The sequence below is a fragment of the Sediminibacillus halophilus genome (assembly GCF_900103695.1).
Classification (GTDB): domain Bacteria; phylum Bacillota; class Bacilli; order Bacillales; family Amphibacillaceae; genus Sediminibacillus; species Sediminibacillus halophilus.
On sequence record NZ_FNHF01000002.1, the window covers coordinates 1 to 14,170 of the forward strand.

13 protein-coding genes and 1 other annotated feature are annotated in these 14,170 nt (G+C 41.8%); of the genes, 3 read left to right on the plus strand and 10 right to left on the minus strand.

Annotation, left to right across the window (positions count from 1 at the left end; genetic code table 11):
• Positions 1-310 precede the first annotated feature (310 nt).
• The 5 genes from BLR82_RS06920 to BLR82_RS06940 all read right to left on the minus strand — a co-directional run bounded on the left by BLR82_RS06920 (position 311) and on the right by BLR82_RS06940 (position 6,615).
• A complete protein-coding gene (locus tag BLR82_RS06920) occupies positions 311-619 on the minus strand; it encodes a rhodanese-like domain-containing protein (protein WP_074598310.1) in 309 nt (102 codons plus the stop codon).
• Positions 620-743: 124 nt separating this feature from the next.
• Positions 744-3,161 carry a leucine--tRNA ligase gene (leuS, locus tag BLR82_RS06925; protein WP_074598311.1) on the minus strand — a complete coding sequence of 806 codons (2,418 nt, stop codon included), beginning with the start codon at positions 3,159-3,161 and terminating at the stop codon, positions 744-746.
• 87 nt (positions 3,162-3,248) lie between these two features.
• Positions 3,249-3,460 (minus strand) — a binding site (T-box leader).
• 77 nt (positions 3,461-3,537) lie between these two features.
• Complete coding sequence (locus BLR82_RS06930) at positions 3,538-5,187, minus strand: methyl-accepting chemotaxis protein (RefSeq protein ID WP_074598312.1); 1,650 nt, start codon at positions 5,185-5,187, stop codon at positions 3,538-3,540.
• Positions 5,188-5,202: 15 nt separating this feature from the next.
• Complete coding sequence (locus BLR82_RS06935) at positions 5,203-6,165, minus strand: BMP family lipoprotein (RefSeq protein WP_074598313.1); 963 nt, start codon at positions 6,163-6,165, stop codon at positions 5,203-5,205.
• A gap of 171 nt (positions 6,166-6,336) precedes the next feature.
• Positions 6,337-6,615 carry a DUF2524 family protein gene (locus BLR82_RS06940; RefSeq protein WP_074598314.1) on the minus strand — a complete coding sequence of 93 codons (279 nt, stop codon included), beginning with the start codon at positions 6,613-6,615 and terminating at the stop codon, positions 6,337-6,339.
• Positions 6,616-6,744: 129 nt separating this feature from the next.
• On the opposite strand from BLR82_RS06940, the gene mnmM reads away from it, so the two are divergent.
• Positions 6,745-7,311, plus strand: a complete 567-nt coding sequence (gene mnmM, locus BLR82_RS06945; RefSeq protein ID WP_342721328.1) for a tRNA 5-(aminomethyl)-2-thiouridylate-methyltransferase MnmM — start codon at positions 6,745-6,747, stop codon at positions 7,309-7,311.
• Between the two features lie 38 nt (positions 7,312-7,349).
• Here mnmM and BLR82_RS06950 read toward each other — a convergent pair whose 3' ends face one another.
• A complete protein-coding gene (locus BLR82_RS06950; RefSeq protein ID WP_281242164.1) occupies positions 7,350-8,414 on the minus strand; it encodes a tetraprenyl-beta-curcumene synthase family protein in 1,065 nt (354 codons plus the stop codon).
• 115 nt (positions 8,415-8,529) lie between these two features.
• Between BLR82_RS06950 and BLR82_RS06955 the strand changes: the two genes are divergently transcribed.
• Positions 8,530-9,045 carry a gamma carbonic anhydrase gene (locus BLR82_RS06955; RefSeq protein ID WP_074598316.1) on the plus strand — a complete coding sequence of 172 codons (516 nt, stop codon included), beginning with the start codon at positions 8,530-8,532 and terminating at the stop codon, positions 9,043-9,045.
• Between the two features lie 75 nt (positions 9,046-9,120).
• A complete protein-coding gene (locus BLR82_RS06960; protein WP_245693696.1) occupies positions 9,121-10,008 on the plus strand; it encodes a C39 family peptidase in 888 nt (295 codons plus the stop codon).
• Here the strand turns inward: BLR82_RS06960 and asnB are convergent.
• The 4 genes from asnB to BLR82_RS06980 form a co-directional block, all read right to left on the minus strand.
• The gene (gene asnB / locus BLR82_RS06965) at positions 9,998-11,902 is read right to left on the minus strand and encodes an asparagine synthase (glutamine-hydrolyzing) (RefSeq protein ID WP_074598317.1); all 1,905 of its coding nucleotides are present in this window, start codon (positions 11,900-11,902) and stop codon (positions 9,998-10,000) included. The genes BLR82_RS06960 and asnB overlap by 11 nt on opposite strands.
• 180 nt (positions 11,903-12,082) lie before the next feature.
• A complete protein-coding gene (locus BLR82_RS06970; protein ID WP_425440891.1) occupies positions 12,083-12,352 on the minus strand; it encodes a hypothetical protein in 270 nt (89 codons plus the stop codon).
• Between the two features lie 176 nt (positions 12,353-12,528).
• On the minus strand, positions 12,529-13,281 hold the full coding sequence (locus tag BLR82_RS06975; protein WP_175486772.1) for an LCP family glycopolymer transferase: 753 nt from the start codon (positions 13,279-13,281) through the stop codon (positions 12,529-12,531).
• A gap of 109 nt (positions 13,282-13,390) precedes the next feature.
• Positions 13,391-13,924: a sigma-70 family RNA polymerase sigma factor gene (locus tag BLR82_RS06980; protein WP_074598320.1), complete on the minus strand. Its 534-nt coding sequence runs from the start codon at positions 13,922-13,924 to the stop codon at positions 13,391-13,393.
• Between the last annotated feature and the right edge of the window lie 246 nt (positions 13,925-14,170).

A 14,170-nucleotide genomic window follows, 5' to 3' on the forward strand; every position in this document is an offset into this window, starting at 1 on the left:
TCCATAAATGATGAGCTTGCTTGCTCGTTCAAAAAACTAGCTTGTATATCTTGCTTGACATACTGGTTGTTTTGTTCAGTTTTCAAAGATCAAAAGCCGCCTTAGCGACAGTAATTAAATTCTAACATCATATACACACGATGTCAATTCCAATTTTTAGGTTTTTTACTGCTTGCTTCAATGCGACAGCAATAAACATATTACTACGTATAGAAGAACAAATCAAGAGAAATTTTGATATTTTTATGGTGTTTTAGGATGGTAGGGAGTTAGATATATTACTTTACCCGACTCCCCATCCTTTAAAACATTAAATAATCAATTCTCCATCCCATTTCATCATTCCACCTACAAGGTTACGGACTACGAATCCCTCTTCTTGCATAAATATGGCGGCATTCATACTTCTCATCCCTGAATGGCAAATCAACACATATTCCATTTGCTTGTCTAGAGATTCAACTGCTTCAGGAATCTCCTGTAGAGGAATATGCACAGCACCTTCGATCATCCCGTTGGCTACTTCTTCTTCCTCTCTAACATCTATTAAAGAAATATTTTCACCTTGTTCCAACATTTCTTGCAGTTCAGCCGAAGTTATTTCTTTTATGGAATCCATTATCCTGACTCTCCTTTTATTTAGAACCAAATAGATATAATACATTGACTAAAACACATCTTTATTATAAGAGGATTCTCGTCTGTAAACAACAAAAGCCTCCTATTACTAGGAGGCTTTCCTGTTAGTTAGCGACGATATTAACCAGTTTACCTGGAACAGCAATGACTTTGCGGACTGTTTTGCCCTCAAGCCAGTCTTGGATACTCTCCAATTCCAACGCCTGCTTTTCCAGTTCATCCTTTGAAGCGTCCTTAGAAACCATCATCTTGGCACGGACTTTGCCCATTACCTGTATAGCGACCTCTACTTCATCTTCTACAAGCTTCGCTTCGTCAAAAGCCGGCCAACTTTGGTAAGCAAGTGTTTCACTGTGTCCAAAGCTCTCCCAGATTTCTTCCGCCAGGTGTGGTGCCACAGGGGAAAGAAGCTTTACAAATCCTTCTGCGAAAAGCTGTGGGATTTCTTTTGCTTTATAAGCTTCATTGATAAACACCATCATTTGAGAGATCCCTGTATTGAAACGTAAAGCCTCAAAGTTTTCTGTCACCTTTTTGACCGTTTCGTGATATGCCTTTTCAAGCGACGTATCGCTCGAGTCCGCGACAACTTTTCCAGACATCTTTCCATCCTCTGTCACAAACAAACGCCAAACCCGATCCAAGAAGCGTCTTGCTCCATCCAATCCATTAGTACTCCAAGCTACAGCTGCATCCAATGGTCCCATAAACATTTCATAAAGTCTAAGTGTATCTGCTCCATGAGAAGCAACAATTTCATCAGGATTTACTACATTGCCCTTGGATTTACTCATTTTTTCATTGTTTTCTCCAAGGATCATTCCCTGGTTATATAGCTTCTGGAACGGCTCTTTCGTTGGAACGACTCCGATATCATACAGGAACTTATGCCAGAAACGAGCATAAAGCAAATGGAGAACAGCATGTTCTGCTCCACCAATATACGTATCTGCTGGAAGCCATTTTTCCAATCTCTCGTAATCCGCCAATGCATCTGGATTCTGAGGATCGATATAGCGCAAGAAGTACCAACAGCTTCCCGCCCATTGCGGCATCGTATTCGTTTCTCGCCGACCTTTTTTACCAGTCTCTGGATCAACTACGGAGACCCAGTCTTCTATATTAGCCAGTGGAGACTCGCCGGTTCCGGATGGTTTTATTTCATTTGTTTTTGGAAGTTCAAGCGGTAGGTCCTCTTCCCTTACTGCAGACATTGTTCCATCTTCCCAATGGATAATCGGAATCGGTTCTCCCCAGTAACGCTGACGACTGAACAACCAGTCGCGCAGACGGTAGGTCACCTTGCGTTCCCCTTTTCCATGGGCTTCCAGCCAATCAATTGCTTTTACAATTGCTTCTTGTGTATCCAGTCCGTCAAGAAACGCGGAATTAATATGAGGACCACTTCCGGTAAATGCTTCTTTCTCGGTATTGCCGCCTTCAACCACCGGGATAATCGGAAGCTCGAATTTGACAGCGAACTCATAATCTCTTTCGTCATGAGCCGGAACTGCCATGATGGCACCGGAGCCATAGCTCATTAATACATAGTCAGCAACCCATATCGGCAACTTTTCTCGATTAATCGGGTTAACCGCATAAGCCCCCGTGAAAACACCAGACTTTTCTTTCGCAAGATCGGTACGTTCCAAATCACTTTTCGCCTGCACATCCTTAATATAATCAGCAACTTTCTGTTGTTGTTCTGTGGAGACAATTTTATCAATCAAAGGATGTTCCGGCGCCATGACTGTATAAGTGGCACCAAACAATGTATCCGGACGGGTTGTGAACACCGTGAAGGTATCTTCCAAACCGTCGATGCCGAAATGTACCTCTGCCCCTTCCGAACGGCCGATCCAGTTTCGCTGCATATCCTTGATGCTTTCGGGCCAGTCAAGCTCCTCCAAGTCCTCCAACAGGCGGTCGGCATAGGCAGTTATTTTCAGCATCCATTGTTTCATGGGTCTACGCTCGACCGGATGACCGCCACGCTCACTCTTTCCATCGATCACCTCTTCATTAGCCAAAACAGTGCCAAGAGCGGGGCACCAATTAACAGGTACTTCGTCGATATATGCAAGCCCTTTTTCATATAGCTTAAGAAATATCCATTGCGTCCATTTATAGTAATTTGGATCAGTCGTGTTGATTTCCCTGTCCCAATCATAAGAAAAGCCAAGTTCCTGGATTTGCCTGCGGAAGGTTTCAATGTTTTGTCGAGTGAACTCTTCCGGATCATTCCCTGTATCTAATGCATATTGCTCAGCCGGAAGTCCGAAGGCATCCCACCCCATGGGATGTAATACTTCATAGCCTTGCATGCGTTTCATCCTTGCAATGATGTCGGTTGCTGTATAACCTTCCGGATGACCAACGTGCAAACCTGCACCGGATGGATAAGGAAACATGTCGAGGACATAATACTTATCCTTGTTTGTATCACTGTCTGATTTAAATGTCTTGTTGTCCAACCAATAATTCCGCCATTTTTCTTCTATTCTTTGATGATCAAATGACATTGGCCATTCCTCCTTCAATTGATTCGACCTGCCCTCTACGTCGCAAAAAAAACTGCAAAAAAGCTATAAAAAAATCCCTGCATCCCATAATGGGACGAGAGATTAATCCCGCGGTACCACCCAACTTAGCGCAAAAAGCGCCCGCTTGAAAGCCTTAACGCGGCCGACGGCAAAAGCTACTGGCAGATTCACTTCTGCGACATCAAAGGCGAGTTCATAATGCCCAGGAACAGCTTTCACCGGCCGCTGTCTCTCTGACACCTGTAAGCATTATTACTACTCCTTATCCAAGTCGTTCATTTGTTAATGTAACCGTATTGTAAAGAAACCCCAGGTATTTGTCAAGGTTTGTAACAAGACGGGATTACACGCCTGCTTAACGTTGAAATGTTCCGACCGTTTCGTTCAATTCATCTGTCAGCTTCCTTAACTTGGAAACTTGTTCTACCATATGATTGAAAGCTGTCAATTGTTCCTGTGTAGAAGCGGAAATTTGTTCATTTCCGGCAGCTGATTGTTCCACAACTGCACTGATACTTTCCACGTTTTCCAGTACTTTTTGCCCGGTTCCCTTTGAACGTTGAATCCCTTCTAGCAAAATGGATAATTCCTTACTGAACCCTTCCACTTTCTGTTCAATATTGGCGAAAGCTGCAGTTGTTTTATCCATTGAAGCCTGTTCCTCTTTTACGATGCCTGCACCTCTTTCCACAGATACAGTAATGTCACTGATTCCATTTTCGATTAACTTCACCATTTCAAAAATATGCCCCGTTGCAGTCGAGGAGTCTTCCGCGAGCTTGCGCACCTCTTCTGCAACGACTGCGAAGCCCTTCCCTGCTTCTCCAGCACGTGCCGCCTCTATCGCAGCATTCAGTGCAAGCAAATTTGTCTGTTCAGCTATTTCGGCAACTGATTTTGCCATGTTATTAATTTCCCCGGTATAGTTAGCAAAAGTTTCGGCAGCCTCTTTTATTTCTTGTGATGTCCGCGCATTTTCATCAACCAAATACTGTTGAGAACGAATCGCTTTTTGTCCGGAAACGACTGCATCTCCTGCATCATTACCAAAGGTTACGGCTTGCTTGGTATGTTCCACATTATTTGAAAAATCACGATCCATTTGTTCAATTAAAGTTACGGCGTCCTGCAAGTCTTCCGAAATGGATTGTGTACCAGCGGATAATTCATCTGTGGAGACAGCAACTTGTTTACTCACTTCGGTTAGAGACTTATTCTCTTCATCGATAACAGCTGCAAAACTTTCCACATCTTTACTCACCCCGTCAATCGAGGAAATTAAGTCACGAAGTTGTTCTGCCATCTTACTAAATGAATTATTCAGAGCACCCAATTCGTCCGGCTTGTTGTAATCCAGAGGATTGACTGCCAAATTGCCGGTTGCTATCTCTCTGGCATTATCAGCCAGCTTACGAAGAGTAGTCGAAATAGAATTCGTTACTTTCAAAGTAGAAATTGAAGCTATTACCAGCAATACGATACAGCCGACTATGGAAGAAACGATCGTGAATCGGATTTGGTTTTTCAACTGCTGTTGTATGTCCTGGTAATTCTTTTCAGCTGATTGACTAAGCATGTAAATATCATTCAATATGCCATCTGTTCGGATCGATTGGCGCTTCGCTTCGCCTAAGTCCTTTTCATCAAGGGATGCAGCAACTTTCTTCCTCCATTCGTCAAATTTCGTTTCTGCCTTCTTTAGATAGTCAAGGCTGTTTTGGTCTCTTACTGTCGCCTTTAATTCTTCAAGCAATGCCTGACTGTTTTCCATTTGTCTAGTCGATTCCTGCTTTAGAGCATCCGTTCCTGAAAAGGAAAAATTGCTCAAACTTTGCTTTGTACCATTCATTTCTGATTGAACCTTTTCTATATTCATTAAAATAGAAACTTGGTCAGATGATGAAGACTGAATTTGTAACATATTATAAATAATAAATCCTACGATTAAACAAGCAAGCAATAAAATTCCGAGAGAGTTGAATAAAAGTTTTTTCTTAATCGTCATAATATCCTCCTAGCGTTATTGCAATAACTGCTGCTTTGCATCTTCCAACAACTCATTTTCTTTCTGTGTCAGGTTAACGATCCGCACAGGAGCCAAGCCTACCCCGTTGTCGTCTATCCCGAGGTCCAACTGCCCCTGCTTTATTTCATGGTTTTCCACCAGTTGTGAAGCGAGTTCATAAACCGCGGAATCAATATTCTTCATGACAGACGTAATCACAGCTTTTTCAGCATGGAAATATTGATCCGAGTCTACACCAATCGCATATATCCCAAGATTCTGTGCTTCCTTTAATGCGCCTGTTCCAGTAAATCCGGCAGCAGCAAAAATGACATCTGCTTTTTTGTCTGCCATTTTCCCTGCAAGTTTTGCTCCCAGCTGATCATCACCAAAGTCACCGGCATACTCTACCAATACATTGATATCGCTGGAAACCGACCTGGCTCCTTCCCTGTAGGCGTTCATAAACTGGTTGATCGTATCATTGTTTTCCCCACCAATGAACCCAATTGTATTACTGTCGGAAGCCAAGGCGGCCAGTACCCCTGCCAGATAGCTCCCCTGGTCAGCTTTAAAGGTTACCGATGTTATATTCTCTAAACCTGATACGGCATCGATTAATACAAATTGCTGGTCGGGGTTTTCTTCTGCGACCTTTTCCAGTTCCTCCTGTACCATATATCCAAGTCCGATAATAATATCATTATCCTCTGCGACCAGCTCCTTCAAGCCTGGTTCATAACTCCCCGATTCATCTAACTCCCTGTAGTCGAACACGATACCGAGTTCATCCCTGGCCTTCATCAGTCCGGAGAATGCTGAGTCACTGAACGATTGGTCGCCAAGACCGACATCTGAAAGCATTATCCCAATTTTTATTGGATCTTCCTCTCCTTCGGCAGCTTCCTGTTGACTACAGCCAGCTATAAAAAGAACTGCTATTATCGTAATTAAGACAACTTGAATGATCTTTTTCATATAATATTAAACTCCCCTTTAAAAATAGTCCCAAAGATAATATCGGGAATTGAGTGAAAATTTGAAGGAAACCTCTCCCGATTTCATTTTTAAAAATAAATTTGAAATATTCTTTCGATTTATCGCATACTAAAAAACCGCCCAGTATCAAACTGTGGCGGTTTTCTTTCATTATTCACCTGCTAAATCGTTGTGATCCAGAATCATATCATTCAAACATTGGCTTGCCAACAAGTGCAGTCGATGTAGTTGTTCACGTTGCTGAGCGTTGGAGCTATCCATTAATTTGGCGATCTCCGCCTCCATTTGAGTCAACTTTGCTTGTGCTTCGGAGTAGTCGGCATCAACGGAATAGCCATTTCGATTAGTAATATCGAGTTGTTCCTCTGCTTCAGATATACAGGCAGTTGTTCTGGCAATAAGGTCATCTATCGATTGTCTGGTAGCCATTTTTTCATCACCCCTTTATAAGGTGTGCAATCCTGTTTATATTCATACACAACGGTATTTTCCTAAATAGGAGGTTCATGATAAAATGTAGCTGCTTCATTCACTACGAGGAAGGGAAAGAGAAAATTGTTGAAAAAGGTCATCCCTTACGCTCACGAATTATTACGAGAAACCATACAACCTGGAGAAGTGGCGGTTGACGCAACTTGCGGTAATGGTCATGATACCACTGTATTAAGCAAACTTGTTGGCGACGATGGTATCGTTTATGCATTTGATATCCAACAGCAGGCAATTGATCGGACAATGCTGCTGCTTGAGGAACAAGGAATCGACAATGTTCATCTACTTTTGGCTGACCATCAATATGCGCAAGCATACATACCCAAGGCAGATCATGGGCGGATTGGCGGGGCAATATTCAATTTAGGCTACCTCCCAGGGAGTGACAAGCAGACGATCACTACACCAGAGAGTACGGTAGAGGCGATTCGGGCAATATCTGCTATCTTGAAACCAGGTGGTCTTATTGTTATCGTCGTCTATCATGGTCATCATGGTGGAGAACAGGAGAAACAGGAGCTCCTCGATTATCTTACCAGCTTGGATCAAAAGGAATTTTCCGTATTGCAATATGCGTTTATCAACCAGCAGAACAATCCGCCATTCTTGCTCGCCCTTCAAAAAAGTGTATAAAAAAGCACAAGGCCAATGATTCCGCCTTGTGCTTTTTCTTATCGTTTGAGCCGATTATATACTTTCACATTCAAATGGAAAAAAGTTGAACGGATACCGCCTGCCCGCAGTAAGGTCTTTGTTACCTCCTTTCCTCCTGACAGTTTTGCAACTTTAGGATCTGCCAAATAAAGCCCGACAAGCCCGTTATGAACCATTTCATGAAATTGACGATTTGGCAGCCGTTGTACATTTTTGTTTGTCTGTTCAATGAAAAAAAGCAGCCGCTGCTTCATTTCCTCCGATGTCGTATAATAGTTGCAAAAATTCAAGTCCCCTTCTTCCAAGTCCTCCTGCTGATCGATATAATAGTCCAACAAGATATGCAAACCCTGCATAAAAGGAAAATAGCTTTCAAACAGTTCGTCAGCAAGTGGTTGAGACATTCTGCCCCCCAACGCATAGGAGACAAGACAAAAAATACCGAGCGTGGAACCACTGCATGCTGAAAATTCATACCAGCTTAAGTATGGCCATTTTTTTCTGTATTCTTCGAACCATCCTTCCAGTCGTGGAATACGTTCGTCTTCCTTTACATGCTTATGTACCTGCAAGTCGGCATAAAGCCCCTCCAGTTGTTGAATATGAGCACTTATCAACGAATAACCGTCCAGATTGCGTAAGCAATTTTGACAGGTCCTTACCAAGTCAGATAAATACTCCCCATCGTTCTGTTCATCTCGGTAATAATAGTAAGATTTAATGGATTCAGCTGGTGTAAGCGCGTCCTCCATTGATTGATGAAGCATCCTGAAATCTCGCGGATCAAGCGACGTGCTTCGATCACATAAATTATCAAGGTAATCACTGATCGTTTGATAAGCAACGATGAACCGGACGGCTTCATGCCAACGGGGACCGGCCAAAACACTATAAACAGCCCCGCCTTGACAGTGAAATTTTTTATCTCGTATACTGTCTAACGCTTGTTTACGCAATTCGGGATTCGGGATCGTATGTGCTCTGTTTTTCCAATAAGCCAACTCACGATCAACCTGCGGGAATATTCTCGTGTATACATTTTTCATTAAAATCGGCGAAGTACGCGGGATGCTGTATGGCAAAGTTTCTCCCTCTTTCTGTTTCTAAAACGTTATTGTCAGCTATTAATTGGTCTAAATGTCCGCTTGCATTTATGATACTATTATCTATATCACCATAATTTACAGGGGGATTCAAATGATTTACGAATATAAAGGTAAAAAACCTGTCATCCATGATTCCGCTTATGTTGCCGAAGATGCTGTCATCACTGGAGACGTAACCATTGATGAATCGGCAAGTATCTGGTTTAAAACAGTTATCAGAGGCGATGTCGCTCCAGTCCATATCGGGAAAAGGACAAACATTCAGGATCTCAGTCTCTTACATCAAAGTCCCGGTCTTCCACTTGTCATCGAAAACAATGTTACGATCGGCCATCAGGTTACCCTGCATTCGGCAAAAATCAGGGAAGGCGCATTGATTGGAATGGGTTCCATCATACTCGATGATGCAGAAGTAGGAGAACATGCCTTCATCGGAGCTGGAAGCCTCGTTCCTCCTGGCAAAGTTATCCCGCCAAACACCCTGGCATTCGGGCGTCCTGCCAAAGTAATCCGCAAACTGACCGAAGATGATTTTAAAGAAATGGACAGAATCAGACACTCATATGTGGAAAAAGGACAATACTATAAAAACCAACAGGAAAAATAACGTCAATTTGTCAATATTGTCTCCTGTTTATTTTGTCGAAATGCGTTATTCTATAAACAGGAGGTGCAGTGTATCGTGTTATTATTTATCGGGGCTTTTACATTCCTGATGACACTCCTGCTCACTTATTTTCATCAAAAAGCAGCCAAACAAACCTGGCAGCTTTTTTACAAGTCAAATGCATTGCTGTTTGCCCTATGTACCATTACTGTGTCACTAATCCTTCTCTATAATAATCGGCACACATGGGTACCGGCAGCATCCGAATGGTTAAAAGAACAGGCAAATCCAGTACGAGCAGATGAATTACCCACCGTTGAACTAGAGCCTGTTTTTCCTTTAATAGAACAATTACAGCTTCCTGAGTCGGTTCATTTGGAGGCGCCCCGAATTATGCAGTATCCGGAACTGCCACGTGGATGTGAAGTTACCAGTCTGGCCATGCTTCTCCAATACAACGGTGTAGAGGTATCTAAATTAAAACTGGCTGAACAGGTCGAAAAAGATACGACTCCTTTTCAACAAAACGAAAACGGAATCTACTTTGGCAATCCTTCCAATGGCTTTGTCGGTGACATGTATTCCCTGGATAAGCCCGGCTTCGGGGTTTATCACCAGCCTATTGCAAGACTTGCAGAAAGATATCTGGGTGACCGGGTTCACGATTTCAGCGGAGGACATTTTTACGAGATCTTCAAATACCTCCATAACCAACAGCCAGTTTGGATCATCACCAATACAACCTTTAAAAAACTGCCTGAAAAAGAATTTCAAACATGGAATACTGAACAGGGAACTATCAATGTTACCATGAAGGAGCATTCGGTCTTAGTAACCGGGTATGATGAATCGTACATTTACTTCAACGATCCACTTGCTAAACAACAAAGAAAAGCACCCATCAACGCCTTCAGAGAAGCGTGGGTGCAAATGGGAAAGCAAGCAATTACGGTTACACCGTAAGCTTGCTTTTTGTTTGGTCTTCTTCTTGCAATTCCTCGAAAGAATACTTTCTTTCTACGTAAGTTTGATGCCATAACATAAACATCAGTACCGTCCAAATCTTTCTGCTGTAATCACCTTTGCCTTGGCAGTGATCCTCCAAAAGATTTTCAATATAGTCTTTATGAAGTAAATGATCTGTCTCACTTTCAGCAATCAGATTTTTTGCCCAATCATAAAGTTCATCCTTCAACCAGTGACGAATCGGCACCGGGAAACCAAGTTTTTTTCGATCGAGTACATGATCAGGTACGATTCCACGAGAGGCCTCGCGCAAAATGCTTTTAGTGGTTCCATTAGCGATTTTCAAATCGACTGGAATTTCACTTGCTACACGGAACACTTCTTTATCAAGGAAGGGCACACGCAATTCAAGAGAGTGAGCCATGGTCATTTTATCTGCTTTTAGCAAAATATCCCCTCGCAGCCATGTATGAATGTCGATATATTGCATTTGATTTACCGGATGTTCACCAGCCACGTTGGCATAAAGCGGTTTTGTGATTTGCTGATAATACAAATCAGGGTGATAAGCTTTCAGCAGCTGCTTTTTCTCCTCATCTTCGAACATTTTCGCGTTACCGATATACCGATCCTTCAACGGTGTTGTTCCTCGCTCCAAAAAGCTTTTGCCTCTGACACCTTCCGGCAAAACAGATGCAACTCTGGAAAGCAATCCTTTGGCAGGTGACGGAATCGACTCGAACACCTTTAAAGATTCCGGCTCACGGTAAATATTGTAGCCGCCAAACAGTTCATCAGAGCCTTCACCGGAAAGTACGACAGTTACATGCTTGCTGGCTTCTCTGCCGACAAAATAAAGCGGTACACATGCCGGATCAGCTAACGGATCATCCATGTGCCACATGATTTTCGGTAACTTTTGCACATATTCTTCAGGTGTTATCGTGTAAGAAATGTTTTCAACATTTAGTTTTTCTGCTGTTTCTTTTGCTACATCCACTTCGGAATAACCATCTCTTTCAAAACCAACCGAGAAGGTTTTGAGGTTAGGATTGAATTCTTTGGCAATTGCTACAATCAAAGAAGAATCAATACCGCCGGAAAGAAAAGAACCAACCGGGACATCACTGCGCATATGAACATTGACAGAATCATACATAACATCCTGAATCCGTTTGATCCATTCGTTTTTCTCCATTAAAACCGGCTGGAAACAAGCATGCCAATAGCGTGTGAACTCAATCGATTCCCCAGGCTTTTTGACAAAGAAATGGCCCGGTTCTACTTTTTTAATGCCCTCGGTCAATGTCATCGGCTCTGGAGCGAATTGAAAACTTAGGTAATGCTGCAGTGCTGCGGTGTCAACTTGTTCACTTTCCCTCATCATCGTGATGCTTTTTTTCTCAGATGCGAAGTATGTACCTTCGTTCATTTCACTGTAAAAAAGCGGCTTGATTCCGAAAGGATCTCTGACTCCGTATAGTATTTGCGTCTGCTTATCCCAAATCAATACAGAAAACATGCCTCTTAGTTGTTCAAAAGCAGCTGTCCCATGCTCCTTGAACATAGCAATGATAACCTCCGTATCGGATTCGGTCGTGAAAGTGTACCCTTTTTCAGTCAACCGGTCACGCAGTTCGATATAATTGTATATCTCTCCATTGAAAATCATCCAATAGTGGTCGTCATCATAATTGAATGGCTGCTGACCACTTTCTATATCGATTATGCTTAATCTTCTGAAACCAAGTGAAATATATTCATCATAGAAGTAACCTTCATCATCTGGTCCTCTATGGGTAATAACATTATTTTGCTTTTCAAAGGTATTTTTATTGTTTTGATCTGGTGCTTGAGGTTGGTTGCGGATCATTCCGATAAAACCACACATAATCTTGCCTCTCTTTCTATATGTTGACATCTTGTTAATTATAGCACAATCCAATTTTCAATACTAACTGAAAAAATAAGCAGAAAGTGCAATCAACAAAAAGCCTGCCAAAAGACCCGACAAGCTTCCAATATATCATTCGGAAACCTGAACGAGTTTTCGGCAGTTTCTCCAACACTTTTACCAAAAAATAAAAGGAAGCAAGGTAAGTGCCGCTATAGAAGCGAATGCTATACCGTAGGCAGCTCCGTATCCCCATCCCCATCCAGGTCCATACAAAAACAACCCTGGGCCGCCGGGACCCGGATCTCCAACTCTGTCTTCAATCGGGCGGATGAATACTCGGTCCCTGTGCACTCTATCAATGATTCCCCGGTGAACAGTGCCATCATGGCAGGTAATTTTGACTGCTTCCCCAATATTTCTGTTGCATGTTTCAAAATGGCTCAAAGAATAACCTCCTTTGCCTGGCATCTAGAACATTTAAAAGTTCTTCATACGCCGGTTACAGCCATTGTATGAAATCATCCCCCTGCCCAATCGGGCGGATGAAACAGAATGACAGCGGAAATTGAATTTCAGAGCAGAGACCCATCCTATCTTTTCGTTTCCTGTTTACTCGACCTTTAATATTCGTTTCCAATATGCTGTTTTAGTTTATTGGTTGTTGTTTCTATCGTATCTTGTTTAATCTTGATATAGTAAATACCATTCAAATGAGTTTCTTCTACACCATTTTCCAAGTCAATCACCTCTATTGGGTCCGTATTACTCTCTTCGATTTTGAAATGGGTGAGAACATCGCTCGGAATATTTGTTTCGCTTTCTTCTACAATCTTTTTTAGTTGCGAAAAAGTTAACTGTTCATCCAGTAATTCTCCCAGCTGTATATGATTTATCCTTTTTTCAGGATCCCTTATTCCCAATCCTCCATATATTTCTTCTTCTGAAAAGATGGAATAGTAATCAACAGATATATCGAACAGATTTGAGACTGTGGCTGAGACAGCTTCAGGGGACGAGTAAAAAGCATATGCGTGCATTAATTTATCCTCATGTTTTTTTTCCCCTTCAGCATCATATATTTCCACATAAGTATCTCTAGGAATTGGTACTAACTTTATGGTTTTCTCCGTACTGTTGTATGTTAATAAAATATGAACCGTCGTTCTCACATTATCATTCTCAGTTGAATCCTTCCCCATGAGTAAGGCGGAAAATGAACTGCTTTCTTGCTCTTGCTCAGAGGCATGATTTGAAAGTGGCTGTTTTACCCCGTCATTTTGATAAAATTTTGGTAAAATAATCCCCATCAATAAAAGTACTGCAATGAAAGTACCTAATATTGGACCGACAAAACGTTTGCCAAAGTAGAACAAAGAACCCCTTCGATTATCTTTGTTTTTCCTATGGATTCTTCTAAATGTTTCTATTCTGTCTTCTCTCGTGAACGATAAATCATGATCATCTTCATATCTAGAAATTCGCCTAGTAAATTTCCCCATACACCTCAGCCTCCTCTAGTAATCTTTTCATCCTTTGCTTTCCTCTCCTAAGCCTTGTCTTAACGGTGTTAGGATTCAAGTTAGTTACTTCGGCTATTTCTGGAATGGACAAATCCTTGTAATAATATAAATAAATAACTTCTCTGTAGCTTTCTGGCAAAGAGAACATAAGACTTTTCATCTCTTCAGATTCTGACTTCTTTATAACCTCATTTTCTGTTAGGGATGAAATAGATTTGAGTGCATGCACAAATACGCTTTTGGTTTTGACTTTTCGATAATGCCAACTTCTTAAATAATCCTTGCACTGATTGACAGTGATCCGGTATAACCATGTTTTGATGGTTGAATCATAACGGAATTCATCCAAGTTTTCATAACACTTAATGAAAGAATTTTGCACCATATCTTTAGCAGTTTCTTTATCTTTCACATAATTGAATGCTAATCTTACCAAATCATCCCCATGTTTTAACATTATTTCTTCTAATAAATCCTCTTTTGCTCCTTTTTCCATAACTCCCCTCTTTTCCACCTTTCTTTGCTAACTCCACCTATAGACGATAGCCGAAATCGATTAGTTTCGGAATTAACCATAAATTTCTGCCACTCCTCACCGGCGGAAAGGAGCGGGGGATCAAAAAGCAATAACAACATACCCCCAATAAAAAAACTTGCCGATTGGCAAGCCTTCAAATGATGACACCGGTATACCAAAACGGAAGCCCTGCCCATGGAAAGCAAAGCATCTTACCTGACCGGA